The following is a 25,336-nucleotide window of genomic DNA, read 5'->3' as shown; positions in this document are numbered from 1 at the left end:
GATTGATGAAGCGCGTTCAGGTATATTTGGTTACATCGAAATATTTTATAACCGCAAGAGAAGGCACTCTGCGAACGGCGGGCTTAGCCCCGTCGATTTTGAGGAGACAGCAGCTATCGCTGCTTAAGTAAGGTGTCTACTTTTTGTGGGGAACACCACGCAACAGGATATGGCGAAGATGGAATAAAAAGCGTTATCTTAATCTGACAAAGCAGATTCTGTATTCGACAACGATTGAAACCAAAATTTTTGAACATCGATGGGTGTTTGCTCAGGTAGGTCTACCCGCTTCAAAATAATCGCTCGTCTTTGTTTAAGGTTTAACGATGAAATCAGGTCCTGAATACTTGGGTGGCTATAAAAATAAGTATCAAAATCACCACTGGCAATTATATTCTGAAGGCCAGCCTCAATAATCTTGGCCAGCGCTTCATTGTCGGGTGAGACATAAAAATACATAGCAGAGGGATAGACCAGAGCTAAGTCTTCTTCGATCTTAAGACTGGGGTGAAGCGCAGCTTCTGCACTTATTTCATTTGCACCTCGGGGGAAGTAGTCAAAGCGCCCGGCTTTAAGCATACCAAACAAGGATTCATAAAAAGTAGCGCCAATAACTGGAAGGCCGTTGTGTTGCAGAATAGCGGTATCGGGCCATTGCGCTGCCTGGCCGGCAAGCAGTTTGGAAAGCTGTTCTTTGTTCTGGATTTGAGAAAAGCGCTGTTGATCCCCCGCGCGAATTAAAAAAATTCGGTATCCGATAAGGCCTTTTAACAGAGGGATGCGAATGGGTCGAAGCTTGAGCTCGCGCTCCTTGTTAGTGACTGTCCACAGCACGTCGTAGAGCTTACCCTGGCTGAGCTCTTGCACGGAACGCCGCTGAGAATAACTCTTGTCGACTTTTTCCAGCTTGTAGCGATCGGGTGATCCACTGGCTTGCAGCGCAAGCTTTAACAAGTCAGAGAAATAGTCTACCTGCTCGGCATTTGAGGCAGATGATGCGGGGTAGCGCAGGGTAATGGGCTCGCTTTTACTTTCAGCGAGCACGGCTAAGCTTGCTAACAGCAGGGCCGGCAAACAGGTGAAGCTGTTTGTGATAAGGGATGAAAGGAAAGCCCGCATGTGATCCTCCTGAAGACCTCTCAAGCATAGCTAGACGCTATAAGCGCTGCCACTTCTCGTTGGCGCCTGCATGTGTCTGGTAAAGCAGCTTCGGGCTGAATAAGTGAAAACTACTTGCCGATAACCAAGTTGGCGATCAGCGTATTGTGAAATTAATGCACGTATACCTGCCATGATTGATGGCCTTATTGTAAGCGGATGACAGTACGCCGGTCTATTGGCTGGCCGACTAATTCCTGGGGAGCGGCATAAGGGCTGGGCCAAGCTATTGGCGAAATACAGGGCTTTGAATTACACACGCCGGGGTTCACTTTATACTAGAGCATTGCTACTAGCGCGCTCCGATAGGGGCGAGGCCATAAATAGCCCCAGCTATAATCCCCTATCGCAAAAACCCTTATTATTTAGAGTTGTTAAGCATCACTTCAAAAAAAAACTGCCAGTGGATTTCATTTAGATCGATATCCATATTGCCGATAATGCCCAACTCAGCGGGTACCGGCGAGCCCGGCCACCAGTGCTGCATGCCGTTCACCCGGTAGTGCACCATGGGATAGCCGTCATTGCAGTTTTGATAGGTCACTTTTGTCACGGTGCTGCCATCACTGCTATCTAAATCGGGTAAGTCACTTTCCACTGGGTTTAAATCACAGCCGTTGTTTTTTGCGTAGTGATCATTCGTTTCTTCAGCACTTAACCAATAATTAAGCTCTAGCTCGGTCATCGGCACATAGGGAACAATCGTATCTTCCGTACCCATCGTCGTAAGCATGGGCATAGGCGCATCCGGGCAAAAAGTGGCGAGGCGCGGCTGATCTAAATTTGCAATGGTCATCGCAGCGGCAGTAAATAACTCCGGCACTTCACATACTAAGCGCGCCACTAAAAAACCACCGTTGGAAGCACCCGATACAAAAATTTTCTCCGGGTCAACTTTATATTGCTCCACGGCCATTTTTACCAGCGCTTGAATAAATTCGACATCTTTAAACGCTTCGTCACCGGGCAAATGAAACACATCCCAGTGATTGGTCACCGAGTCGGACCAGGGCACATAACTCGACAAACTATCGGGGGAAATAGATACCGGGCCATATTTATCAATCATGGCGGTATAACCAACCGCATCGCGCATTTGCGCACCGGAATTATTCTCTCCGTGCAATAAAATAACCAAGGGCAGCAATTCTTGCTGTTCGTCAAAGTCCGCAGGCAAACGAAGAGCATAGCTGCGCACATTGGCGCCCACCGTCATTTGCCCGCGAATATCTTTTACCGGTAAGTCCGGTATTTTTGCACCCAGTTCATAACTATCGGGGAAATCCGCCACTTCGCTAAAACGAATCCAATCGCCATTCCACTGCCACTGCTCTCCGACACTGCGCACGGTTATTTCACGCTGCCCCTGCATAATGGCCACACCATCGGCGAGCATTTGCGTTTCAAACATATCCCAATCGCCCGTCGATCTCAGCGCCGCTTTTGCAACTAAGTGCTCATCAACATAAATTTCTATATTGCGATCACCGTCGGCCGGTACGGCAACGCGGGCTTCAATGGTGTAGCGCGCATCGCTGGAAAAGTTAACAAGGTACTTGGCCCTGTCATCGTGTTGATTAAAATTGATTGCCTGCGGCGCTGCAAAACCTGCTTGCGGCGCCGGGCCCAGGTCATAAACTTGAAAACCGTAATTCTCGGTATCCGTATCAAAAAATACCCCATCAGTTTCAAAGAAACTCTCCAACTGCAGTGTCAGCGGGCTTGGACTTGGACTTGGACTTGGACTTGGACTTGGACTTGGACTTGGACTTGGACTTGGACTTGGACTTGGACTTGGACTAACAGTATTGACCGGGCTCGGGCTAAAACCCGGAATTGGCTCAACACCCTCTTGGTCTTCACCGCTGCACGCAGCTAAAACCAGCGCAGCGCTTAAAGACAGCAGCTTAAGTTTCGCACTCGCTACAGATCTCATACACGTTTTTAGTTTATCGTTATTTACATTGTCCATTGTTTGCTCTCCGCATAGATCAGATTCTTTTTCTTAAGAATTGGCTGTTACGTGATCACAGCGGAGATAGTTGGTGATGACAAAAATAGATACAAGGCGATTGAGGCCAACAGCACTATTTCTAAGATAAAAACACAAATAGCAACTGACACTTTGCTTAGAGTGACAGTTGTTGAGCACAACGATTGTTTAGAATGACATTAACTCGGGTAGTGCGTTTTAAGAGCAGTAATGTTTAACATGGCTAATTTCAAAAAACAGACAAAGGCCGCTCTAAGTTCAATGCACAGCTTTCGCTTATACCGCGAAAGCTGCTTTTTGCTCTCTCGGCGCGTATTCAAAAACATCGGAATAACAACGTTCTTCACTTACACCGCTAGCTTTTAGCTGATCGATGCTTCCATAAACCATGGCCGGCGAACCACAAAGATACAAGCTTGCGTTGGCAAGGTCGCCAACAGCAGCTTTGGCATAGTCTTCTTGAATTACCTTGTAGATATAACCCGAACGCCCTTGCCAGTCGTCCGTTTGTTTTTCCAGTATTGGCGTAAATTTAAGATTTTTATATTGATCCTGCCAAGCTTGAAACTGATCAAGTAAATAAAAATCGTCGGCCCGTTTATTCGACCAATAAATACTCACACTTGCACCGCTTGCCTGCCTCAAAACCTCTTCTGTTAGACACTTAATTTGAGAAATGCCCGAACCTGCGGCAATAAATAAGTAGTGCCCTGCAAAGTTTGTGTGCAAACACGCCCGCCCCATCGCTAAGCGCACTTCTGCGCAGGTATTGCTATCGCGCAGCCTTAGTAGCTCAGCAATCACTTTTGCTGCAAAGGGTGTGCTGCTCTGAATAAAAAGCTGCAAACGACAAGGCTCGTTGGCGTCCAAAGCATTGGCTATGGAATAGCTCAGTGTTTTTCGCTCACCATCAATATACAAACTAAGTTGAAGATACTGGCCGGCCCGATACTGCAAAACGCTGCCTGCGGAAACTTTCAGCTCCACCGCAAACGTGGTCGGGCTCAGGGCGCTTACATCAGCGACTCGACAGCGGTGAGACGCTACGGGGAAGTGTTGAACACTGGCAGGCATATTCATATTTGGCTCGAAGAACTAAAAGTGCGCCGGCAATACACGCTAAGGCCAGTTGCCAGCAGTAGCAGCAAAGCTTAACTCGAAGCTTAAGTGAACAAAAATGGCTTATCTTCATAAACCAATGAATCAAATTCATCACCCGGCAGCCTCAGGCAGGCTGGGGCCCCCAGCAATACATGAACAAAAATCATTGTTTAATGAATAAAAATCAATTTAGGTCATGAGTTGATCTAGGTATAAAGCGCAGTCTCTAAGGGCCGCTTAACTTTAATTAGCTTGTGTGTGATGGCGCTGGCAACAGCACATAGGCAAGCGACAACTCAAAACCGGCACCTAAAAACCAATACCTCAAAACTCATAGCTCAACTACAACACCTCAAAACTTATAGCTCAACTCCAAGGATATGCGACCGCCATGACGCACAGCTTTATATATACCATTAAGCGCATTGTTTTTGATGAGAACTACCAGCCGTCGGACAACACGCGCATCACCACCAACTTTGCCAACTTGGCCAGGGGCGAGCGCCGCCAGGAAAACCTGCGCAAGGCGCTAACCATGGTTAATCGTCGCTTCAATGCGCTCGCCCACTGGGACAACCCCACAGCAGATCGCTATTCACTTGAGCTCGAGATCATCTCGGTAGATATCGATGTTGAAGGCAGCGGCCAAAGCTTTCCCTCGATAGAGATACTAAAGACAAATATTCTTGACCACCAAAACAACAAGCGCATTGAAGGCATCGTCGGCAATAATTTTTCTTCTTATGTGCGAGACTACGACTTCAGTGTGCTGCTGTTAGATCACAACAAAGGCCAAACAAGCTTCAGTGTTCCAGATAATTTTGGTGATCTGCACGGCAAGCTGTTTAAAGACTTTATTAACTCAGGTACTTATCGGCAAAACTTCAACAAAAAGCCGGTTATCTGCCTAAGCGTTTCAGATAACAAAATCTACCAGCGCACAGATAACCACCACCCGGTGCTTGGGCTTGAATACACAGCCAACGAAAGCTCTTTGACCGAGCGCTATTTTAACAAGATGGGTTTGCAGGTTCGTTATTTTATGCCGCCCAACAGTGTTGCTCCGTTAGCGTTTTATTTTTTTGGAGATTTGCTTTCCGATTACAGCAACCTCGAGTTAATAAGCACCATTAGTACCATGGAAACCTTCCAGAAGATTTATCGCCCGGAAATTTATAACGCAAACTCAAGCGCTGGCACCAAATACCAACCCAACCTAAAAAATCGAGATCACTCGTTAACGCAAATCGTCTACGACAGAGAAGAGCGCAGTAAGCTTGCAATAAAGCAAGGTAAATTTGCCGATACGCATTTTATCAAGCCCTATCAAAAGATACTTCAGCGCTGGTCATCCGACTACGATATCGCCTACAAGCAAGGTAATTAGCCTACCATGAATCGTTTACTCCCCACCTCAACCGCCGGCAGCCTTCCCAAACCATCGTGGCTGGCACAGGCTGAAACACTCTGGTCCCCCTGGAAACTTAAGGGCCAGGCCCTATACGACGGCAAACGCGATGCCCTGCGCCTGGCGCTGTTAGAACAACAGCAAGCGGGTATAGATATCGTCAGCGACGGCGAACAAACACGCCAACACTTTGTTACAACATTTATTGAGCACCTCGACGGCGTTGATTTTGAAAAGCGTAAAACAGTAAAAATACGCGACCGCTACGACGCCAGCGTGCCGACCGTTGTTGGGCCCGTTAGCCGAACCAAGCCTGTCTTTGCCGACGACGCAAAATTTCTGCGCCAACAAAGTAAGCAGAAAATAAAATGGGCGCTACCCGGGCCAATGACCATGGTCGACACCCTTTACGATGCCCACTATAAAAGCAGGCAAGCCTTAGCCTGGGAATTTGCCACTATTCTCAACCAAGAGGCAAAAGACTTAGAACAACAGGGCGTCGATATAATTCAGTTTGATGAACCGGCGTTTAATGTTTTTTTTGATGAGGTCAATGACTGGGGTATCAAATGCCTGGAAAAAGCCATTGATGGCTTAAAGTGCGAAACAGCTGTACATATCTGCTACGGCTATGGCATTAAAGCCAATACCGACTGGAAACTTAGTTTGGGTTCTGAATGGCGACAATACGAAGAGATATTTCCAAAGCTGCAACAATCAAATATAGATATTATCTCTCTCGAATGTCACAACTCGCGGGTACCCATTAACTTGCTCGAGTTAATTCGCGGTAAAAAAGTCATGGTGGGCGCCATTGATGTTGCAAGCAAAGCGGTAGAAAGCCCGCAAGAGGTCGCCGCCACACTGCGAGAAGCACTTAAATATGTCGACGCCGATAAACTCTACCCCTGCACAAACTGCGGTATGGCGCCACTTTCACGAGAGCTTGCGCAAGGCAAGTTACGAGCCTTAAGTTCGGGGGCCGAACTCGTCCGACGGGAACTAAGCGCTTAAAGGTTTACGCCGCTGGCAAAACCCTTAAGCTGCGCACTACCAGCGGCAGCAATGCCAACGAACTAACCTACAGCCAAGCAAGCAATCAGCCCTAAGCAACACTAAGCAAGATCACTGTACAAACTAAGTAGTATTAAATGAGTGTAATTGAATTTTTAACAAACAATGCCCCTACCTTCCTGGCTCTTATCGCGACGGGGGTTTTCGCGGGTGTACTCGCAGGCATGCTCGGTGTGGGCGGCGGCATCGTTGTAGTACCGGTATTATTTTTTTTGTTTCAGAGCCTTGGCGTTTCCGCTGAGTCGGCCATGCTGATTGCAACCGCGAGCTCGCTCGCAACAATAGTCCCAACCTCAATAAGTTCCATGCGCGCTCACCGCCGAAAAGGCAATGTCGACACAGTACTGCTAAAACGCTGGGCGCCGTTTATCTTTCTCGGTGTTATCACAGGTAGCTGGCTGGTCACTCGTATAGACGGCAGCAAACTCACCGTATTGTTTGGCCTTATCGCCTGCCTTTCAGCGCTGAACATGCTGTTTAGAACAAACAAAAGTGCACTGGCGCAACAGTTACCCGGCAAGCTTGGGCAAACAATAATGGCGACAGCAACGGGCTTTTTCAGCGCCATGGTGGGCATAGGCGGCGGCACAATATCGGTTCCCCTGCTGAGCTTGTATAACTACCCCGCCCACAAGGCTGTCGGCACCGCCGCGGCAATCGGATTAATTATTGCGCTGCCGGGCGCTCTAACCATGCTAATTCTAGGTACTACCCCCGCAGACGCCCCCGCCGCAACCGTTGGTTTGGTCAACCTTGTTGCCTTTGTGTGCATTGTGCCGCTGACAGTGGCTTGCGCACCGGTAGGTGTTGCGATTGCGGCAAAGTTAGATGCAGCAAAGTTAAAAAAAGTATTTGCCGTTATCTTACTGATCACCGGTGTGCGTATGTTGCTCCAGTTTGCCCTATAACAGCACTGAAAGCGGGTAAAATACAGTGCTGTTGTACGCAATTAAGCACAACAATGCACAAGGCGCTGTACCCTGCGCGTTACCCACAACAACTGTGGATAAAAGCCTTGATAAGCTCGTACAAGCACTGGAATAGGCGCTACAGAGCACGGCCAGCAAGGGCCCGGCCAAAGCGCACAAAATTTAACCGCAATTAAACTTATTTATACGGCTTGTGCAAAAATTAAAAAATCAGGCTCGCACAAGGCCTTGCCGCTGTCAGCGAGCGCTGCCACGTCGGAATTTTTATCCCCACCTTTAGCACATTGTTAAAGTGCCTATATACAAGCGAAGCTAAAACAAACGATACGAATAAATTTCGCCCATCGGCTAAGCGCGGCAACACAGGCGCTATTTTATTTACTCAAACCTAATTAAGTATTTCTTCAGAGCTTATCCACAAGCTTATTTTTACTCACAGTAACTGTGGGTAAAAACTTGAACAAGGCCGTATAAACCCTGGACGGCCGCCTGCAAAGCAGAGCTGCCAAGGGCTGCACAAAAATGCTGTTTTTTTAACCACGGAAACGTTGTACACAAGGGGCAGAGCCTTCTATTGTTTAACAACAAAGCCTTCAGCGCTTAAAAGCAAAACCTTCAGCGCCTAAAACCAGAGCTTAAACAGGCTGTGAGCACCGACAAGTAACAGTGCAATAACACTTGCCCAGAACATTACGTTAAACAAAGGCCCGGCGGGAATAATGCTTTCAGCGGGTGAGCGCTTAAAGCAAATAGCGGCAAATACCACAATAACCAGCAGCAGTGTCAGCGCCAAGGCGCCAACCACCACCATTTGCACCGGCGCCTTAAAAAATAGAAACAGAGCTGTCCACAGCGCTGGAATAAATACGGCCAGAAACTTAATAACTCGCTCGCGCGAGCGCTCGTTGTAATAGTCAAACAGGCCCACCTGTGCAAAGCCATCGGCAAACATGCGAGTCGCGGAAACGCCGGCAACAAACAAAGTAGAAAATAAAGTCACAAAAGCGCCGAGTAAAAATATGTAGTGCGCATACTCTCCAAGCACGGAGGTATAAACCGAAGACAAAGTGGCAATTAAGGCCGAGCCCTCGGGCACTAAACCCTGAGAGTGAAGCACAGCAGCCCCGAGCAAATAAAAGGCCGCGGTCGATAAGGTATAAATACACAGAGAAAGTACACCGTCGAGGTACATCACCTTTAACCAGCCGCGGGCACGTGTTTTCCAGGCCTCGCTGTCATCGCGCTTGCCCACGCTGCGCGCATAACCTTTTTCTAAACACCAATACGGGTAAGAAATTATTTCGTCAGCGCCAACGCCGGTAATACCAAACATCGCCATCGCTAAACCCAAACTGGCCAGCGGCAAATGCATTTCAAGGCCGGAGGCAATATCAGGCCAGCTTATTCTAAACTCGGTAAACTGCACGGAAAAAACCGCATACACCGTGTAAATGCTAAACAGAGCAACCAGAGTAATGGCAAACTTTTCAATAAAAGGGTAATCGCCGCGATAGCACATATACGCAGCGAGCGAGCCAACCAAAACAGCGCACACACTTATCGGCAAGGCTGGAATAACTAAGTGCAACACCAAGGCCACACCACCAACAATACCGCCGTACTGCACCATCTGAAAACTTTTAAGTGCCAACCAGCTCCACACCGCCCACGATCGCCCTTTCAGCCTGGGCCCGGGCAACTGATTAAACGACTGCAAAGTTGTTTGTGAGTTCAGGATGGCGTATTTGCCAAACTGCAACTGTATCGCTACTTTTGCGACGCAGCTTATAAGCACCACCCAGAGCAAGATAAAGCCGGCCTTGGCACCAAGTGTCGTGGTAACAATAAGCTCGCCGGAGCCAACAACATTGGCCGTCAAGATTAACGATGGCCCCAAATGCTTTAGCCGCTGCTTAAATGTTGCCGGCGGCGCCTGAATATACTCGGAAGAAAGGCTGTACTGATCCATGGTATTTACTATTAGAATTTTTAATGCATCAGTGTCACACGCTTTAGAGCCGTGGTAAATACACAGAAAAACTCACCAAACTCACAAGCAAAGTGATTTTGATGCCAGTAAAAACACAAGCATCGCTTTAGTTAAATATCACCACGCCACTCTTTTATACAAAGCATATGTCAAAGCCCCATAAATAACGTCAACACAAAACAAGGCCACCTTAAGTACGTATATTTTCTGGCGCAGCAGACAACAAACATATGTTCCTGCAGCGTAAAAGCGGGCACAATTCTATGTGCACACTAATTGCACTCAATGCATACCTGTGTGGTGTGGGGTCTGTGTGGTCTTGAAGTAGCGCTGCTCAATAATAATTTTTTAGCTACCTCCAGGCCGTGAAGCTTATCTCCCAATACGAGCTTCATACGCAGCCTCTTTTTTGGTGCCTTCGGTATACGAGCATTAACCCTCCGCACCGCGATTACGAATATCATTCATTCTGCGGTCTTTCGTATGTGTGTTGTCGCTATTATGGAGGGTATGAATATATTCACTGACAATCCATTATCTTAATAATTCAGGAGTCATTCACAATGACAAAAAAAAGGAAAGTCGTTGTACCGATTCTCGCATGTCTTGGCCTGGGCCTGGCCTCAGTGACCTCTGCGGCAACATTCAATACCAACTTCAAAGAGGGTTATGGCCAATTTGTGAGCAAAATTGACCTGTGGTTCCCAAACGAAAAAAACGGCATGAATGTTAACTATCAAGCCAGTAATATTTTTCGAAATAGCAGTGTTGGCGCCTACCTGAAAGCCTATAAAGATACAGGAAACAATACCCGGGGAGCGTGGCTGCAAACCACAGATAAATTCCCGAATGGAACAGTAACCGAAGCCAGATGCCGAGTCGCCAATTACGGCAACGAAGTAGATGAAAAGTACAACTGGGCGGGTTACTGGACCCTGTTTGATAGGGTGAACGAGCTCAACAACCCGCACTACTATTATGAAAATGACATTATGGAAACCTTCGATAATGGCTATTTCCTAAATCGTTACGACTATAAAAGCCTCGATGGTTTGGTCGCCGGTAAAAGTAATACTTACACCGGCAATAGCAACGTCAATCTGCGCCGAAGCTGGCGCAACTACAAAGTCAGTTACGGCGGATCAAGTGCCAGCTTTAATGTTCAAGGTGGCGCGTCGGTTACCCACAGCGGTATTTACCGCGCGGGCAACCACCGGATGATTATGCAAAACCGCCCATGGCCGACCAGTCTGTCATCGCTGCCAAATTGGTCAACTCTTGCACGTATTGAATGCCAGTGGGCCAATATTCAAACGCCATAAAATGACTTAGCAGATACTAACAGGGAGTAAACCGCGCGACAGCGGCAAGTGCGCTCGCGCGGTATTTTCTTAGCTATGAATAATAAAAACGTACTTTTTTTGTTTACGGCACTGGCTTTAACGCTGTTGTTTGCCTGCGGTAAAAACGCTCAGCACGCAGACGACAACACAAACATTCATACAAACAAACACAAGCATTATAAAAACAAATTATTCCCTGAACTTGCCAACAACCTAGACAAACTTGTATCTATAAATATTAAAACGGTAGACAGCGAACTTCAGCTAATAAAAAAAAATAAGCAATGGTACTTAGCCCCACCCTATTCTGTGCCTGTGTACCCGGAAAAAATCCATAATGTGTTATTTGAACTGGCAAACCAGTCTCAAGGCCAGGAAATACTAGTCAATCGCAGCGACTACAAGAGCCATGGAGTAGCTAGTCTCGACACAAACAAAGATCAAGACAGCGAACAAGTAGAATTAAACTTAGGTTTTAACGATAAAAAACTGGACAATATACATTGCATACTAGGTAAGTTCGACTTTTCCGACGACCACGAGAGCAGGCTTATCTACGGCGCAAAAGCGGTCGCAAGGCGCTATGTTCGCTGCAGTAACTCTAATAAGGTCTACCTGGTTCCAGCTTCGTTATCGTCACTGAATACGGATCTGCGCCAGTGGGAAAATACCCAGAGCCCAGCAATGCGCAATATGCGTTCAATTACCGTCACAGCCCCGGATGGCTTTACCTGGTCTGCGTCGCGCCCAACTAGTTACGCCCCCATTCAGCTGAGCCCACCGTTTAACAATATAAAACAGAACAAAGAGCTGGTTGAAACATTTAACCGCTTTCTTGTCTCTGGTTACTATGAAGGCATCGTGCCACATTCGGAAGAAAAGTTATTTACAAGCAGCAACAAACACTGGGTTATTCAAGCAAAAGATAAAGCCGGGCAAGAATTTCACCTAACGGTTTATGGTGAGGCGCCTGAGAAAGAAAAAAAAGATTATACCAGCGTACTGAGCCCTGGCATGATGTCGATGGCACCGATAGGCCGTGACGGCAAATTATTTGCGGTAAAACTGCATATAAGTAACGCCAAAGATAGAGGTCAACACCACACAGCTATAAACCTGCTTAACCAAAGAATGATCTACCTACTGGGTATAGACGTCACTCCCGCTATGAGGGTCACTGACACTCTACGCCAAGAGAACTTTCGACAGGAGAACACGTCATCATGAATAGAAATAAAATGACTATGTTCGCAGTAGTGATTTCAGTATGCGTCTTTCTGCTATTTTCATCCAAGTCTACTTTGTTTACATCAAAAAACGATAGCCATACAAAGCAGCAGATTTCTTATGAGAAGCCAGCTAGTTTAAGTACATCGGCAAACGTTCTCGCTGCAACGCAAGCCTTCGAAAACAAACAGAAGCTAAGCGATGCGCAAGCCAATCTTCCTTTCGATGATTTCCTACAAAGTGAAAAATATCTTATTGATGCATTTGAATCCGGCGATAAAAGCGAATTAGCAACCAGGGTTAGGTTATTACTAGAAAGTGATTTTGATCTGGCGATGGAGATTATCTCTACCCTTGACTACAGCTTCCTTAAATATCAAATGACCTTCCCTCACGCGGTTGTCGCGGAATATCTAGATGAACACTTTGAAGGGCCGGAAATCATGGAGCAACTTTCGGTGTACCTTGATCACTCATCAATTATCAACTCGGTTGCCATCGAATACTTTGATTCATGGATGCAAAAAAAACCCAACGAGCAGTACCAATGGATTAAACAAAACAGCTCGTTTACCGAAGCCAGAATTGTAGAAAAATATGCCGAATTAGCGGGGCGATCCAGCAATGGCGCCCAGCTTGTTCGTTTAATCGGCGAGCTGCCAGATAGTGACTTTAGAAAAGAGCAGATGCACCAGATCGCACTTGATAACTTTTCCCACAGCCAGCCACAAGCGTTCAGTACTTACATAAACCAACTTGAGCAAATACCCGAATACGCCTATGACTCTGTCTTTGGCCTTGCTGAAACAACTCTGCGCGAACACGAATCTACTGAACAGGGTATGCAAATCGCACTCGATCTAATAGATCGAATGGAACCTGGCGATCAGTACTGGAATTATTTCCTTACATTATCTGGCATCTACAAATACAAATCTCCGGAATCGTTCGAGCAGTGGATAGCCAGCCATGAGTTTTCATTTGAAAACGAACAACAAAAGCAAAACTTTTTCAATAATATCGATGCCGAGCTAACAATGATCAGCGAGGCGGGCAACAACTCAGCCCAACACTCAGCCATAAAAGAGCAGGACTCACCCTGGAACCCTTTTGAATAAAAAACGATAAAACATTCACAGCGACAAAAACTCGGCAATTAACTCACGCAGATAACTTTATACAGATAGCTTTATACAAATACATTTGTACGGATACATCGATATGGATAGCGTTATGCTCACACGCTTAGGCGCCACTGGCTGGTTTCAACTTGTAGTTTTTTTAATTATTTTTTTAGTGGTTTGCTACGCGCTAGGTAAACACAATATCTACTGGGATTTAACCAGTGATCAGCGCTACTCGCTAACTGAGGGGTCTAAGCAAGTACTGCGCGAACTGAGCAGGCCGGTAAGCATTCGTTTTTACCTGAGTGAAGAAGGCAACCAACTACCCGTTGTACTTAGAAACTACTCTGAGCGGGTAGAAAACCTACTGCGTTCAGTAAAACAATATGGCGGCGACAATATACAACTTGTGCAGATAGATCCACAACCCGACACCAGCGGCATGGAATCCGCAAGCATCGATGGCATTGAGGCAAGGTCTATCTCTGTTGAGAGCGAATTTTATATGGGCCTTGCGTTTTCTTCTAGCGGGGGCAGAACATCGATACCATTCTTAGACCCAGGTAGAGATCAACTACTTGAATACGAAATCATCAATAACATTGCCAATGTTTCACAAACATCAAAAAAAGCCGTAGGCCTTATTTCATCCTTACCTATTATGCAGCCGGGAAGAACATGGAACGTTATACAGAAGATTTCCGAATCCTATGAGCTTGTGCCTATTAACTCCAAAGAGGCTGTACCTGCTCATATTGACTCGGTTATTGTTGTCTTTCCATACAAGGTATCAAGTTCGTTTGATAACGTTATTGACAGCTTTACTGCCCGCGGAGGCAACCTAATAGTACTGCTCGATAGCCTGTCTCACTCCGCAGATATATTTCAAATTTCCAAAACCAGTAGCGGCGTTACATCTGCGTGGCCAGGGCTAGAACAGGCGACGGGGATAACGTTTTCCAATGACAATACGGTCGTTGACAACGTCTTTGGAACAGAGCTCGATCGCGGAGAGGGCATAGAGCGCCTGAATTATGTGCTCAGCATTCATTCCGAAGGTATAAACCCGGAACATGAAATCACACAGGCGCTTAACAAGCTCACCTTAGTATCTTCCGGCAGCATACAAACAAGTAACTACCCTGAACTTAATTTCACTCCGCTAGTACGCTCGACTGAGCTATCCGCACTTAGACCGAGCGAACAAATTTTATCATCCGGCAAGTATGAAAATACGGTACTGAATAATCAGTTCCAGGCAGACCCTCATGTACACATTATGGCCGCCTTGGTATCCGGTAGGCTGCGCTCCTTTACTGACGGCAAGCTGCGCTCGAAAGCAAAAACATCAACTACCATCGTTATCGCAGATACCGATTTTATTGCCGACCCATATACGGGCTGGATAGAAAACATTCAAGGCAAGCGGGTTTTTATTCCGGCAAATCACAACGTTGCCCTGTTGCTAAACAGCCTTAGCCACCTTCACGGCAACGCATCCTTAAACCAAGCAAGATCAAAAGCCAGCCAATCCAGGCCGCTTTTCAAGTTATCTGAGCTTCAGATGCACATACAAAATAGGCATGAACATAAAATTATGTCACTTAGCCTAGAGCTCGACTCGCTGATCAAATCACGCGACAACTATGCTTTTAAAAACTCAGAGTCATCCGCCAACAATATATACGACAAGACGTTTCGCAAGACCATAGAAAAAAAGGATATGGAAATACGTCGCGTAAGCACCGAGTTACGATTAGAAAACAAACTGTTACAAGAACAAATCACTTCCATTACAACACGTATAAAAATGCTAAATATAATCACTCTACCCGCGTTGCTTGCCATCGCCGGCATGATATTTCTCAGTTTTCGCCGCCATCGCTGCAGAACAACATAAGATCAGCGCCCGGCTAAAGCTTGTTCAAACTTACATTCACACATAAGTTATTATGAAATTGTCATTTGAAAATACCAGCAAAATGTTCGGGGAAAAAATCGCCGTTAACAAGCTCAACCTTGAGCTCGATACCGGTCAGGTTATCGGCTTGTTAGGCCCAAACGGCGCGGGCAAATCCACCAGCATGCGAATGGCAGCAGGCTATTATCGCCCGACAAGCGGCGCTGTGAAATTGGCGGGCTACGATGTGTGGAAGGCGCCACTTGAAGCAAAAAAACACCTAGGTTACCTGCCCGAGCGCGCGCCACTGTACAGCGATGCGAGCTGTCTTGAATACCTGTCTTATATTGGCCAACTAAAAGGCTTAAGGGGCAAAAAACTGAAACAAGATATCGATTACGCAATTGAAGCATGCTCACTACAGCCCGTTAAAAACCAGATCACCCGTACACTTTCAAAAGGCTTTAAGCACCGCGTCTGCCTGGCGCAAAGCCTCTTGGCTGACCCAGAAGTTTTAATCTTTGACGAGCCAACCGATGGTTTAGACCCAAATCAAAAACAAGAAATACGTAACCTGGTTGATCGAATTAAACGCAACAAAGCCATTGTTATCTCAACCCACATCCTTGAAGAGGTCGAGGCAATGTGCACAGATGTCTATGTGATGCATCGAGGCCAGCGGGTCTTTAACGGCAGCGCACAGGCGCTACAGGCGCTTTCTTCCGATAAAGACGTATTACATGTAGAGCTTACCGACGGCCACTCAAACAAGCTTATCGACGAGCTTGAGCGCCACCCAGTTATCTCTCGCGTGCATATTGTTTCTGCCGAGAAACACAGAACTAGGCTGGAACTGGCTCTAAAACCAGAACTAAACGAAGACCGCGGTGAACACTGCACTCCTGGCACTTCAATAATTAAAATGATTTGCGACACCGCCGCTAAACACGGCGCCAGCATACAAGAAATCAGCCGAAATAACGGCAGTAGTGCCGAATCATTCAGGCAACTTACCCACGCTTGATAAGCTAATTTGCGGGATACAACATATGAACCTACACCTAGCAGCTAGCATCTGCGTATTTAGGCATGAGTTTGCCTCCTATTTTCGCACTTCTATCGCCTATATCTATCTATGTATTTTTGTGTTTCTAGCCCAGCTATTAACGTTTACCAGCGGAAGCTTTTTTGAGATAGGCGAAGCCAGTCTTGCCCAGTCATTTTTTCAGTGGCACCCGCTACTATATGCGGTACTTATCCCGACCATAGGAATGCGCGTCTGGACGCAGGAACAGCAAGATGGCACCATCGAACTGCTGTATGCACAGCCGGTTGCGATATACCAGCTTGTTGTCGCTAAATATTTAGCGGCCTACTGTTTGGTTTTACTTGGTTTAGCTTTGACGTTTCCATCTGTGATTACGGTGTTTTATCTGGGCAAACCCGACCCCGGTGAAATTTTATCAGGCTATTTGGGCAGTGCATTAATGGCGGCCGCGTTTTTGGCCGTGTCATGTTACTGCTCTGCCCTACTCAACAATCAAGTAACGGCTTATATTATTTCTTGCAGCATATGCGCAGGCACGGTGCTACTCGGCACCACACAAATTGAAAACGAGATACTCAATACCTTCCCCAATAGCCAAAACATCGTTGATATGGTGTCGTCATTAAGCGCTAACAAATACTTTTCAGGCTTTCGACGAGGTTATATAGACCTGCAATCAACCGCTTATTTTTTGCTCATCATCCTTATATTTAACATTGCATGTATCAGCTGCTTAAACAGAAAACGAAATCTTAGCTAGAGCCGGTTAAGACAAATTAAGTTAATAGCCGAAATGTTGATTTTCATGCCTTGACCTTGCTGCATTAAGTGCCGATGATGTCGCCCGCCTTCTCACGGGCGACATTAGAATTGGCTACTTTGTGAACACAAGAATGAACAACTTAAAAAAAACGAGCTTAAGCGCTGCAGGCATTGCAGCCCTGGTTTTAAGCAGCACGTTAAGTGCAAACGAGCAACAACAGCAACTACCCCTCGCTAAAAACGTATTTGTCGCGGCCATCGGCCAAATTGGCATCGACTCAGAAAGCGCAGACAATGAGTACATCGATGATTCTGCCATGGTGATTCGCCTTGGCTGGGAACGTGAATCCAGCAAGCAGTTTTTATTTGGCCTCGGCGTCAACTTTTATAGTTATGACGACAAAGCTTCAACCTCGGCCCGCGTTGTTGACGCCTTTGGCAACGAGAGCACCAAAGACTCATCGGCCGGTGCGATGGGCATCTACGGTGAGGCAGGTTATTTATACCGCAAGGGCGTGTTTGAAGCGAAGCTTGTTGGCGGCATCGATCTAATGTTTGCTTCCGAGCGCTCTATCCCAAATTGTACTGACTGCGGATCAGAAAAAATTGATTTAAGCAGCGGTTTTTACTTGCGCCCGGAACTGGGATTTAGGGCGGCCAACGGTTTCGGTATGGGTTTGGCCTACACCGGGCACCTCGGCGGAGACTTAACTAGTGGCCTTAGCCTAACGGCTTCGTACCAGTACTAAAAATTGCTAAAGTGCCTGTTAATTTCGAACTAACGGCTATTAACAGGCACAGATCAACGCCTATCAAACATCGCGCCTGCTTATTTCCCTGCAACCAGAAAATATAACCCTACTTTTTATATAGAAATAAAGCGCAACGCTAAGAAAACTTAAATACCCCTACCAAAAAACCAAACACTCGTTTAAATACTCCAACTTAGGTACGCAGGGCAATCTAAACGACGTGTATATAAATATTATTTCCAAGCCTTAATAACCAATATATTTTTACGTCATATAAAATTTATAAAAAATAAAAAAAGCAATAATTTTCTAAAAAACAGACACAGCTTTCAACATGCGTGTCGAAATTAGCTTTTTATTAACGCATACTTCGCCCGCACTTCAGAAAAAAACAAAGCAAAATACTTGCACACCAACGGGATTATCAAAAATATATCGGAGCAGATATGACATTTATCCACGGAATGGAAAAAGACTCGCCTACAGATAACTCATTTTTTGACTTTCACATCGCAGACGCAAATTACGATTTAAGCGAGAAATTTAACAAGAGCCTAAAAGCCCTTATAGATCGCATTGATTTGATAAAACAGCAGCACAGCATCGAGCCCACCGTGCTTGCCACCTATGAACAAATACTAAATAGCCGCCTGGCCATCACCCAATGGCTAAAACAAATTGATCAGCACTTAAATTCAGACATGCAAAATCTAATTGAAAGCCCCCATTGACGTAGCTGTGAGAATATAAAAAGCATCATCGCTTTTAAATTTTCTATTTTATTTCACACACTTATTTTTACGACAAACCAGTAAATACTAGGGGCGTGCTATGTCTATGGAAAAATCATCCGTAACAAATTGCGTACGGGTCGGTTACGGGGCCATATCCAAATGGCACGAACAAAAACTTTCGTCGCTTGGCATTGAAACTCTAGCGATCATTGAGAAGAACCAAGACAGGAAAAAGCAGGCAAAACACGACGGGTTTTCCGTTGCACCGAACTATCTTGATGCAAGCCGCATGCAGCCGGGTTTTTGGGATGTATGTTGTAGCACCCAGGCTCACCTTCCAGTTGTAGAAGAGATCATTAAAGTCGCCCCGAATGCCAATATTCTTATTGAAAAACCGTTATGCCTGGCCTCTCAGATCCCTTCATTTAAATATCTTTTACAAAACTTTTCCGGGAAAATTGTTACTAACGAAAATTATCGCGCTTCACATATTACGTTAATTATTCGCCACCTAATAAATAAGCTAAAGCTTAAACCCGATGTAATTATTTCCGAAATGAGTAAGAACAGAAGTCAGGATTTTATTGGCGGGCGATTTATCGATGAAGAGTATTATGTCTTGGGTTACGAAGGCCCACACATGATTAATAATGTACTTGCATTAGGCCCAGAATACGCGCCAGCCAAGCGCCTGCAACAAAAATGGCAAGACATAGACTTAAATAAAGAAGAGCAGAAGTTGCACCTTCACCGCCAGGGGAAAGTAGAAATTCAATACCAGGCCAGAAACAGTGCACAAGTTACCCTATATAGCTCGATGGATGGAGATATCGGTTACCTGTACCCATGTAGCCCGTATAAAAATAGCCATATACCCGCTGAAGACAGTATAACTCGCTATCGCGTATTGGCCGTCTGCGACAGTCATAAGAAAACTCAGATAATCGCCTACTACGAGCCGGTGCAGGGCTTAAATAGAGCACAAGGCATGATCCATGTTCTTAAATACGGCGAGCTGGTACTTGAGATTAAGCCGATTGATGACGATACCTTATTACAGTCTTTCAGCTCAGCTATAGATTGTTTTGAAACACAATCCGCCGCACATTGCAGCTGGCAAGATGCGATGTCTACGGTAAATATGATGCACAAACTCAGCCACTGAGGAGCCAACAATGGATAATCAAGCAAAACATATTTCAACTGAAAATATCGCAATTGAACACGGCCACTGCGGTTTAATTAGAAAGCTGAACATGAACGGCCCTGCGCGAATTATCGACTTAAAAGTTCAAGATGCCGAGCGCCACTACCACAAAAAAACAACCGAGTATTACTATATTTTGGAAGGTACAGGCCAGGTCTATTTAGACGGGCAACTAAGCGATGTACAAAGCGGCGATTTAATTACCATCCCCCCCGGCGTTGTTCACCAAGCCATCTGCGATAAAAACGATATGCTAAAAATTCTTGTTATTGAAGTACCACCGGCAATCGGTGATGTTCACCGGGTGGATAACTAGGCCAAGGTAAAAAGCAAGAAGAAAGACCCGAGCTTAAGCTCTTAGCCTTTAGCTCTAGGTGGCTTGCCGCTACTAGATTCAATAAGACCAATGTTTTCTGCATAATCCTGGTCTTCGAATATTGCCATAGCGGTAGCCATTTTCTTAAACCCCATCTTTTGATAAAAACCTTGCTTACCAGGTTTAGCGTAGAGAATGATTTTCTTATGCCCAACAGATAACTCGCGCAGCTTGTTGATAATTGCCCGGCCTAAACCAGTACCTTGATGCGAGGGGTGAACAGCGACATCACAAATATATGAGCAATCACAGCCATCCGCTAGCGCCCTACCCACTCCAACCAAGCGCGCGCCGTCGAAGACCAGGCACTTAAAACGACTGTTCTTATAGACCTCTTTTAATTGCTGAGGGTCTTTTTCACCCAAAGGGGCTAAACGATATAGATCAGACATTTCATTCCAATCTATTGTTTTTTCATCATACAACCAAAGAAGACTCATTGAATTCCTGCCTGGCAGGCCAGCACAAGGCGGCTGAGCTGCTTAAGTTACTTTTGCAACTATGACCGTGGAATCGCATATTCATATATAACTACACCACTATCATTAGCTAGTTGCTCTACAAACCCTAGTTTCTTAAGTAAGTTCGCTGAAGCAATATTTGATTGATCAACACCAGCGATGAGTTTTAACCATGGTTCGGACTTTTCAACCTCACAAATAAAGCCTTGAAGTAATTCACTAGCCAGCCCCCGCCCCCAGTATTCTTCAGCCAACAAATAACCGATATGGGCAGTATCGTTATTTTCCACATGGGCAAACAAAAAACCTATTAGCTCGCTACTCCCTGATTGCACTTGAAATAAACGGCTTTCTAGCAACATTCGTTCAAGCCAAATTTTGGCTTGCTCACTAGTAGCAACCTTGTGGAAATATGGCGGAAGATTTTCTACAACCGCTGGCGTGAGTATCTTAGGAATTCGCTCCAGCATATATAAGCATCTAGGCCAAGCAAAGTCTTCAGTAACTTCAACTACTTTCAGCCTGCTGCTCGCAAACGATATTGCCATACAAACCCCTCATTTTGATAGGCTCTATGTTAAGCCAATGTAGTTAGCAGACTGGGGCGCCACGCGACAAAGCCAATTAACTTTTTATGCCTTTATAGCTGCTTATTAACTAAGGTTTTTATACCAGCATTTAGAATATCAAGTTGCTTATCTAACATGCTGACATTGGGATCGTGACCGGACTGCCTTAATTGCACGTACTCTTTTGATGGAGCCTTGATTCGATCAAAAAATTCTTTCGTAACTTTAGGGGTAGTTAATAAATCCTTTTCACCTTGTATTATATATATTGGTATTTTAAATTCGGCACAGCACTCATCTAGGGCAACTTTTTGCGCCATGCCATCGCCGCTAAGGCCAACAAACTTCACAAAAGAAAACTCTTCTCCAGCGAAGTATGCTGCTCTTGTTTTTTCGGAAAGATATTGCTTATCAATTATAAACTCAGGGTGCTTGCTAACTACGTCATTTTCATATGCCCGGATTATTCTGCGTAGCTTTCCGAAGCTCCGCGGGCTCGTCCAAGGTGGGGCACCAATACTATTTAATATATCTATTGCAGCCTGATCTTGTTTTTCGATTGCCGTTGACTTAACAAGATCGTAGCTTTCTTTCATATTCTTTTGATAGTTAACAAGCTGAGACAAACCAACATAAAAAAGATATCTATCAGGGGCTGTGAAAGCCATTTTTACAGCCAAGACAGAACCCCATGAAGTTCCCGATATTATTATTTTTTCTCTCTTAAACTTTTTACGAATATAGTCGGTTACTTCAAGACCATCGCTAACCAGTAGATCTGTATCCAGTTTTGTATTCTCAAGCCTATCAATCGTTAGCTCTCCTAATTCTTGATTTGCTTCGTATGTCTTTCCTGAGCCTCTCTGATCCCAATGAACAATAGTAAATTCGCTCTCCCAGTTTTGAAAAAGGCTTTCGTGATACAAGCTTAGCGGATTACCAGGGCCTCCATGAAGTAACAATACAATGGGGTTTAAGCAATTCTCGCCTTTTATTGTAATCCACTGTTTTATGCCACCTATCTGAACGTAACCGCTCTCGTTTACCCCTGTTGTTTGCTCGCTGTTTGTAGTACAAGACGAGCCGGGGGAAATATCACCCGTCTTCCCTTCAGCGTAACTTGTGGAACCAAAAAGCCAGATTGCCAATGCAAAAAAATGTATCGACGATGTATTAAGATTCATTTAGCAATCCTTAGCTAGAATCAGTGCAAATCGCCGCGAGCAGCTGCGGCATTGAAGTTGGGTGTTTTTCAATTGTATACCGGGCATCACAAAATCGAACAGCGTAAAAGGACAAGATGCCTTTCCTTGTTATAGTGTGAACTCCCGAAGCTGAATATGGTTATCTTCTGGATCTGCCACGTTACAGACTTTAAATATTGGGTTTGACCACTCACCTTCGAGAGTTTTACCACCCCAGCATTCACGTAGGAGACGAATTTTCTGGTCGATTTTCAGTCGAAACAGAGCACAATCCAGCGGCTTTAGTTTTGCTACAACCTGACGCCTTGCTCACCCGCACATACTTCGGAAAGCGTTTTTGTATAAAATGGAGCGACAAGCGACACACAAAAACGAGCGAAGCAGTATGTGTCAGGTGGAGCAATTTGTTAGTTTTTTGATACTTTCTTGAATTGTTTCGAGCCTATCAGCTCAGGATTCTCTTCATCAACAACCGGTTTATCTTTGGTAGACGCAACTTTACGCCAATCAGTTTTACCAACGTGTTTTTGCCCCTTGACATGATGCTTAAGAACTTTCTTCTCCATATTTAATCCTTATTTACGTTAACACGTTTGAATTTTTTTAGATCTTCATCCGATAAAAGAGGCGCATCAGGATCACTTTTTGCGTTATCTTCAACCTCTTCTTCGGTCATATTTTTAAGACGCTCATAATCGGTTTTACCGTCTGTTGACGCGCCTTTTTCTCTCTTAATTTTCTTTTCGTTACTCATGACTCACCTCGACTTCATGCTTTGGTACAGAGCGCGTTCCTTCTTACTAGCCGTACGAGCAGAAATCATACGTCTAGAAGTGTTGTTTTTTCGCCAAGTATATACTGCCATCAAAACTCCAGGCTTTGCCTCCCCTATCACCTGTATCCGTTCTTCCCCGTAATCATTTCTGTCATCAATGGCCTCAAGCCTATCGTCATCATCGAAAATAGTGATCGCATCGTTAAAATCAATCCCATGCTTATCAAGATTTTTCATGTTTTTATTTTCATCCCATTCGAATTGCACTGATTCCTCCTCTTGGTTGAAGCTAACGCCCCGCAAACGGGCAAAATTGAAGCGAAGCGTAAATTTTGTCCCAGTACCTGCTTTTGTTATGCATTGCTGCATTCCATCTCAATTCCCGCAGCCAATTTTTCCAAACTAGAGACCAGATTTTCAACATCCTTGGCTGAGATAACCACACGTTGCCCCTCTTTATAAGTTCCGTCTCCTGATTTTTGAATGTACTTGGCATCAACAATCCCTTCATTGTGAGCAAGCAAATGGCGCTTTTGATAGAGAATACCAAGCAAGTTAATTTCCGCTTCAGTCAACCATGAATCAAAGCCTTTTTGGATCGCATCATTCCAAAGTTCACTCGCTTGGTCTAAACGCTGAAATGCGTTAAACGGAGCCTTTCCGTAGCCCTCGTACATTCCTTCACAATATTTCTGGAAGGCTACTACGCCGTCACTTATACATGTCTCTATTAGTGACCTACATGTTAGCTCAGCCTCATCTTTCCCAACTGATTCAATCAGAGCTTCCTTAACAACATCAACACTGTCTTTTTTAGCCCGAATCTTACGTAAAGAGTCCCGAAATGTCCGGGTTACAGAGTTGTGTCCGCAAGCTGGACAGAAATAGGCACTCCCTATGACGGTAAATCTAGATTCGCAGCTTTCACATTGAATCTCTAGTTGCATTAGCTCGGCAGCCTTTGCAGGAATGGTATGGGTCCGCTTGTGGCCACCTGTTACCTTCATTGACATTGAAATGAAGCTGTTTTTAGGTTGACGTCGATTAAATTTTTGAGCTCCAGAACGGAGCGAATTATGAATTTGTCCTTGAATTACAGCCAACGCTTCTGCTTGGGCGTGCTCAACTTGTTCGATCGTAAACCACTGATCAGAGGGCGCTTCATGTCTACAAAGGGGGCACCAAACAGCCTCATCCTTGAAAATATTGGCCCAATCGTCTTCATTGACTTTAAAAATGAACTCACAGTCTTCATTAGGACACTGCTTGTCGATATAGCCCTTTTCATCGGACTCGATCTCTACTGAAACCGACTGGCCATTCATACGTTCCATTTCTTTTATCAAGTCTTCAAACATGGCATATCCCTATTAGATGCATAACGCCCGCAACACCGGCAAACCGAAGCGCAGCGTAGGTTTGTCCGAGTGCTTGCGTTTGTTAGAGCTTTAACTCCTTGTACCTTAGCCATGATATAAGATGCTCTTTTTCCGATTCAGGGTCTGAGTGGTGTGCCGTTAGCAAAACCGAAACAACTTGCTCAAATATTTCATTTACCCAATAGAATAGCCTGTGAGATTGGAGCTGGCTTAGCCAGATACCTGATTGCAATAAATCCCGTTTTTTTAGCTCATTTAGATACTCTGGCACACCAGACTCTGTTCCCGCTGGCAGATGAGATGGATGAGCTATTTCATTTCTCACTTCATATGCCAAGCGTAGATCTTTCAATACATCATTATTAAATGCGTAGTATTTGTCGATAAATCTAAGTTCATTAAGATTAGAAAGATCTTTCAATCTCTCCCTAGCCCCAACGCCAAACATGCCTGTATTCGCTTCGATAAGCAATGCTCGTAGTGCCGAAAAGAGAACTGGAATGCCTGCTATTGTATAAATTGAAACATTCCCATCATGTTGTTCTGCATATTCCTTTGAATGACAGAGTAGCTCAAACGCAAGTCTTACTAAGTCTTGAGATGAACTGCCAGACACCCCAGGCTTCGGATTTAATATTCTCTCTTTTCGGTCATTAGTGCCTGACATGCTATTGCTGCTCTAACGCCCGGCTAAGCCGCCGGAACGGAGTTGATTGTTTTTTGCTATTAAAGCACAAAACAAGCTGAATCGTACCGACTTTATCGGAGGCAGTTTTATTTGAGTCATGCTACACGAGCCGACTCGGTTTGTTGATAAAAAA

General features: G+C 45.2%; 26 protein-coding genes. 14 read left to right on the top strand and 12 right to left on the bottom strand.

Annotated features, from left to right (window positions below):
* On the top strand, positions 1-127 hold a 127-nt coding region (locus CFK45_RS17810), incomplete at its 5' end, for an IS3 family transposase (RefSeq protein ID WP_158224757.1).
* A 71-nt stretch (positions 128-198) separates the two neighbouring features.
* On the opposite strand, the gene CFK45_RS17805 is transcribed toward CFK45_RS17810, so the two are convergent.
* The 3 genes from CFK45_RS17805 to CFK45_RS17795 form a co-directional block, all read right to left on the bottom strand.
* Positions 199-1,119 (bottom strand): type 2 periplasmic-binding domain-containing protein, encoded by a 921-nt coding sequence (locus tag CFK45_RS17805; RefSeq protein ID WP_143247645.1) that lies wholly within the window; start codon positions 1,117-1,119, stop codon positions 199-201.
* Between the two features lie 400 nt (positions 1,120-1,519).
* Positions 1,520-3,130, bottom strand: a complete 1,611-nt coding sequence (locus CFK45_RS17800) for a carbohydrate-binding protein (RefSeq protein WP_143247644.1) — start codon at positions 3,128-3,130, stop codon at positions 1,520-1,522.
* 297 nt (positions 3,131-3,427) lie between these two features.
* Entirely contained in the window at positions 3,428-4,231 is an 804-nt protein-coding gene (locus tag CFK45_RS17795) for a ferredoxin reductase domain-containing protein (protein ID WP_096087804.1), read from the bottom strand.
* Between the two features lie 412 nt (positions 4,232-4,643).
* Between CFK45_RS17795 and CFK45_RS17790 the strand changes: the two genes are divergently transcribed.
* The 3 genes from CFK45_RS17790 (at position 4,644) to CFK45_RS17780 (ending at position 7,642) form a co-directional block, all read left to right on the top strand.
* Entirely contained in the window at positions 4,644-5,639 is a 996-nt protein-coding gene (locus CFK45_RS17790) for a DUF1852 domain-containing protein (protein WP_096087803.1), read from the top strand.
* Positions 5,640-5,645: 6 nt separating this feature from the next.
* Complete coding sequence (locus tag CFK45_RS17785; protein ID WP_096087802.1) at positions 5,646-6,674, top strand: methionine synthase; 1,029 nt, start codon at positions 5,646-5,648, stop codon at positions 6,672-6,674.
* A gap of 137 nt (positions 6,675-6,811) precedes the next feature.
* Entirely contained in the window at positions 6,812-7,642 is an 831-nt protein-coding gene (locus CFK45_RS17780; protein ID WP_096087801.1) for a sulfite exporter TauE/SafE family protein, read from the top strand.
* A gap of 643 nt (positions 7,643-8,285) precedes the next feature.
* Here the strand turns inward: CFK45_RS17780 and CFK45_RS17775 are convergent.
* The gene (locus CFK45_RS17775) at positions 8,286-9,632 is read right to left on the bottom strand and encodes an Nramp family divalent metal transporter (RefSeq protein WP_096087800.1); all 1,347 of its coding nucleotides are present in this window, start codon (positions 9,630-9,632) and stop codon (positions 8,286-8,288) included.
* 584 nt (positions 9,633-10,216) lie between these two features.
* On the opposite strand from CFK45_RS17775, the gene CFK45_RS17770 reads away from it, so the two are divergent.
* From CFK45_RS17770 to CFK45_RS17725, 10 genes are all read left to right on the top strand, one after another.
* The gene (locus tag CFK45_RS17770; protein ID WP_096087799.1) at positions 10,217-10,975 is read left to right on the top strand and encodes a hypothetical protein; all 759 of its coding nucleotides are present in this window, start codon (positions 10,217-10,219) and stop codon (positions 10,973-10,975) included.
* A 75-nt stretch (positions 10,976-11,050) separates the two neighbouring features.
* Complete coding sequence (locus CFK45_RS17765) at positions 11,051-12,223, top strand: DUF4340 domain-containing protein (RefSeq protein WP_096087798.1); 1,173 nt, start codon at positions 11,051-11,053, stop codon at positions 12,221-12,223.
* A complete protein-coding gene (locus CFK45_RS17760) occupies positions 12,220-13,341 on the top strand; it encodes a hypothetical protein (protein ID WP_143247643.1) in 1,122 nt (373 codons plus the stop codon). Before CFK45_RS17765 ends, CFK45_RS17760 begins: the two co-directional genes overlap by 4 nt.
* A 115-nt stretch (positions 13,342-13,456) precedes the next feature.
* Positions 13,457-15,247, top strand: a complete 1,791-nt coding sequence (locus CFK45_RS17755; protein ID WP_158224756.1) for a Gldg family protein — start codon at positions 13,457-13,459, stop codon at positions 15,245-15,247.
* A 52-nt stretch (positions 15,248-15,299) separates the two neighbouring features.
* The gene (locus CFK45_RS17750) at positions 15,300-16,271 is read left to right on the top strand and encodes an ABC transporter ATP-binding protein (protein WP_096087795.1); all 972 of its coding nucleotides are present in this window, start codon (positions 15,300-15,302) and stop codon (positions 16,269-16,271) included.
* 25 nt (positions 16,272-16,296) lie between these two features.
* Entirely contained in the window at positions 16,297-17,055 is a 759-nt protein-coding gene (locus CFK45_RS17745; protein ID WP_096087794.1) for an ABC transporter permease, read from the top strand.
* Positions 17,056-17,188: 133 nt separating this feature from the next.
* Complete coding sequence (locus CFK45_RS17740) at positions 17,189-17,806, top strand: hypothetical protein (protein ID WP_096087793.1); 618 nt, start codon at positions 17,189-17,191, stop codon at positions 17,804-17,806.
* Between the two features lie 449 nt (positions 17,807-18,255).
* Positions 18,256-18,540, top strand: coding sequence for a hypothetical protein (locus CFK45_RS17735; protein WP_143247642.1), 285 nt, complete (start codon positions 18,256-18,258; stop codon positions 18,538-18,540).
* A gap of 100 nt (positions 18,541-18,640) precedes the next feature.
* On the top strand, positions 18,641-19,708 hold the full coding sequence (locus tag CFK45_RS17730; protein ID WP_143247641.1) for a Gfo/Idh/MocA family oxidoreductase: 1,068 nt from the start codon (positions 18,641-18,643) through the stop codon (positions 19,706-19,708).
* Positions 19,709-19,718: 10 nt separating this feature from the next.
* Positions 19,719-20,066 (top strand): cupin domain-containing protein, encoded by a 348-nt coding sequence (locus CFK45_RS17725; protein ID WP_096087790.1) that lies wholly within the window; start codon positions 19,719-19,721, stop codon positions 20,064-20,066.
* A gap of 41 nt (positions 20,067-20,107) precedes the next feature.
* Here CFK45_RS17725 and CFK45_RS17720 read toward each other — a convergent pair whose 3' ends face one another.
* The 8 genes from CFK45_RS17720 to CFK45_RS17690 form a co-directional block, all read right to left on the bottom strand.
* Positions 20,108-20,566 (bottom strand): GNAT family N-acetyltransferase, encoded by a 459-nt coding sequence (locus CFK45_RS17720; RefSeq protein ID WP_096087789.1) that lies wholly within the window; start codon positions 20,564-20,566, stop codon positions 20,108-20,110.
* A gap of 59 nt (positions 20,567-20,625) precedes the next feature.
* Positions 20,626-21,135: a GNAT family N-acetyltransferase gene (locus tag CFK45_RS17715; RefSeq protein WP_096087788.1), complete on the bottom strand. Its 510-nt coding sequence runs from the start codon at positions 21,133-21,135 to the stop codon at positions 20,626-20,628.
* Between the two features lie 92 nt (positions 21,136-21,227).
* The gene (locus CFK45_RS17710) at positions 21,228-22,340 is read right to left on the bottom strand and encodes an alpha/beta fold hydrolase (protein ID WP_096087787.1); all 1,113 of its coding nucleotides are present in this window, start codon (positions 22,338-22,340) and stop codon (positions 21,228-21,230) included.
* Between the two features lie 428 nt (positions 22,341-22,768).
* Positions 22,769-22,927: a hypothetical protein gene (locus tag CFK45_RS18530; RefSeq protein WP_158224755.1), complete on the bottom strand. Its 159-nt coding sequence runs from the start codon at positions 22,925-22,927 to the stop codon at positions 22,769-22,771.
* A 2-nt stretch (positions 22,928-22,929) separates the two neighbouring features.
* Positions 22,930-23,115 carry a hypothetical protein gene (locus CFK45_RS17705; protein ID WP_096087786.1) on the bottom strand — a complete coding sequence of 62 codons (186 nt, stop codon included), beginning with the start codon at positions 23,113-23,115 and terminating at the stop codon, positions 22,930-22,932.
* A gap of 3 nt (positions 23,116-23,118) precedes the next feature.
* Positions 23,119-23,505 (bottom strand): BrnT family toxin, encoded by a 387-nt coding sequence (locus tag CFK45_RS17700; protein WP_204378508.1) that lies wholly within the window; start codon positions 23,503-23,505, stop codon positions 23,119-23,121.
* The gene (locus CFK45_RS17695) at positions 23,490-24,494 is read right to left on the bottom strand and encodes a hypothetical protein (RefSeq protein WP_096087785.1); all 1,005 of its coding nucleotides are present in this window, start codon (positions 24,492-24,494) and stop codon (positions 23,490-23,492) included. Before CFK45_RS17695 ends, CFK45_RS17700 begins: the two co-directional genes overlap by 16 nt.
* 82 nt (positions 24,495-24,576) lie before the next feature.
* Entirely contained in the window at positions 24,577-25,182 is a 606-nt protein-coding gene (locus tag CFK45_RS17690; RefSeq protein ID WP_096087784.1) for a hypothetical protein, read from the bottom strand.
* Positions 25,183-25,336 lie beyond the last annotated feature (154 nt).

This window comes from Agaribacterium haliotis, from assembly GCF_002312815.1.
Classification (GTDB): Bacteria; Pseudomonadota; Gammaproteobacteria; order Pseudomonadales; family Cellvibrionaceae; genus Agaribacterium; species Agaribacterium haliotis.
This window is presented reverse-complemented; position numbering and strand designations above follow the sequence as displayed.

Excerpts from the sequence above, each read along its gene's own strand:
- CFK45_RS17805 (WP_143247645.1), bottom strand. The coding sequence starts at position 1,119 with ATGCGGGCTTTCCTTTCATCCCTTATCACAAACAGCTTCACCTGTTTG.
- CFK45_RS17800 (WP_143247644.1), bottom strand. The coding sequence starts at position 3,130 with ATGGACAATGTAAATAACGATAAACTAAAAACGTGTATGAGATCTGTA.
- CFK45_RS17795 (WP_096087804.1), bottom strand. The coding sequence starts at position 4,231 with ATGAATATGCCTGCCAGTGTTCAACACTTCCCCGTAGCGTCTCACCGC.
- CFK45_RS17790 (WP_096087803.1), top strand. The coding sequence starts at position 4,644 with ATGACGCACAGCTTTATATATACCATTAAGCGCATTGTTTTTGATGAG.
- CFK45_RS17785 (WP_096087802.1), top strand. The coding sequence starts at position 5,646 with ATGAATCGTTTACTCCCCACCTCAACCGCCGGCAGCCTTCCCAAACCA.
- CFK45_RS17780 (WP_096087801.1), top strand. The coding sequence starts at position 6,812 with ATGAGTGTAATTGAATTTTTAACAAACAATGCCCCTACCTTCCTGGCT.
- CFK45_RS17775 (WP_096087800.1), bottom strand. The coding sequence starts at position 9,632 with ATGGATCAGTACAGCCTTTCTTCCGAGTATATTCAGGCGCCGCCGGCA.
- CFK45_RS17770 (WP_096087799.1), top strand. The coding sequence starts at position 10,217 with ATGACAAAAAAAAGGAAAGTCGTTGTACCGATTCTCGCATGTCTTGGC.
- CFK45_RS17765 (WP_096087798.1), top strand. The coding sequence starts at position 11,051 with ATGAATAATAAAAACGTACTTTTTTTGTTTACGGCACTGGCTTTAACG.
- CFK45_RS17760 (WP_143247643.1), top strand. The coding sequence starts at position 12,220 with ATGAATAGAAATAAAATGACTATGTTCGCAGTAGTGATTTCAGTATGC.
- CFK45_RS17755 (WP_158224756.1), top strand. The coding sequence starts at position 13,457 with ATGCTCACACGCTTAGGCGCCACTGGCTGGTTTCAACTTGTAGTTTTT.
- CFK45_RS17750 (WP_096087795.1), top strand. The coding sequence starts at position 15,300 with ATGAAATTGTCATTTGAAAATACCAGCAAAATGTTCGGGGAAAAAATC.
- CFK45_RS17745 (WP_096087794.1), top strand. The coding sequence starts at position 16,297 with ATGAACCTACACCTAGCAGCTAGCATCTGCGTATTTAGGCATGAGTTT.
- CFK45_RS17740 (WP_096087793.1), top strand. The coding sequence starts at position 17,189 with ATGAACAACTTAAAAAAAACGAGCTTAAGCGCTGCAGGCATTGCAGCC.
- CFK45_RS17735 (WP_143247642.1), top strand. The coding sequence starts at position 18,256 with ATGACATTTATCCACGGAATGGAAAAAGACTCGCCTACAGATAACTCA.
- CFK45_RS17730 (WP_143247641.1), top strand. The coding sequence starts at position 18,641 with ATGTCTATGGAAAAATCATCCGTAACAAATTGCGTACGGGTCGGTTAC.
- CFK45_RS17725 (WP_096087790.1), top strand. The coding sequence starts at position 19,719 with ATGGATAATCAAGCAAAACATATTTCAACTGAAAATATCGCAATTGAA.
- CFK45_RS17720 (WP_096087789.1), bottom strand. The coding sequence starts at position 20,566 with ATGAGTCTTCTTTGGTTGTATGATGAAAAAACAATAGATTGGAATGAA.
- CFK45_RS17715 (WP_096087788.1), bottom strand. The coding sequence starts at position 21,135 with ATGGCAATATCGTTTGCGAGCAGCAGGCTGAAAGTAGTTGAAGTTACT.
- CFK45_RS17710 (WP_096087787.1), bottom strand. The coding sequence starts at position 22,340 with ATGAATCTTAATACATCGTCGATACATTTTTTTGCATTGGCAATCTGG.
- CFK45_RS18530 (WP_158224755.1), bottom strand. The coding sequence starts at position 22,927 with ATGGAGAAGAAAGTTCTTAAGCATCATGTCAAGGGGCAAAAACACGTT.
- CFK45_RS17705 (WP_096087786.1), bottom strand. The coding sequence starts at position 23,115 with ATGAGTAACGAAAAGAAAATTAAGAGAGAAAAAGGCGCGTCAACAGAC.
- CFK45_RS17700 (WP_204378508.1), bottom strand. The coding sequence starts at position 23,505 with ATGCAGCAATGCATAACAAAAGCAGGTACTGGGACAAAATTTACGCTT.
- CFK45_RS17695 (WP_096087785.1), bottom strand. The coding sequence starts at position 24,494 with ATGTTTGAAGACTTGATAAAAGAAATGGAACGTATGAATGGCCAGTCG.
- CFK45_RS17690 (WP_096087784.1), bottom strand. The coding sequence starts at position 25,182 with ATGTCAGGCACTAATGACCGAAAAGAGAGAATATTAAATCCGAAGCCT.